1 pseudogene is annotated in these 361 nt (G+C 49.3%); it reads right to left on the reverse strand.

What is annotated here, in order from left to right:
• Nucleotides 1-4: 4 nt before the first annotated feature.
• Nucleotides 5-358: pseudogene (locus Q4528_RS16870) on the reverse strand (non-canonical purine NTP pyrophosphatase).
• Nucleotides 359-361 lie beyond the last annotated feature (3 nt).

Consider the following 361-nt stretch of genomic DNA (forward strand, 5'->3'; position numbering starts at 1 on the left):
GGGCTTAGCATGCTTCTATTTCCATTTGCGTAAGCAACTGGCGTAATGCCTTGCCGCGATGGCTTAAGGCATTTTTATCGGCTTTACTAATTTGCGCAGAAGTTGCTTGGTGTTGCTCAACCCAAAACACAGGGTCATAGCCAAACCCGCCAGCACCATGAATATCTGTGGTAATTGTGCCACGCCACTTGCCATGACAAATTAGCGGGGCAGGGTCTTCGGCATGGCGTAGTTACACCAATACACAATGAAACTCAGCGCCGCGTTGGTTGCTGGGCACATCTTTCAATGCTTCAAGCAGTTTAAGTACATTGTCGTGGTCGTTTGCATTCGCGCCAGCATAGCGAGATGAGTACAAGCC

Source organism: Staphylococcus pasteuri, assembly GCF_030547725.1.
Lineage (GTDB): Bacteria > Bacillota > Bacilli > Staphylococcales > Staphylococcaceae > Staphylococcus > Staphylococcus pasteuri.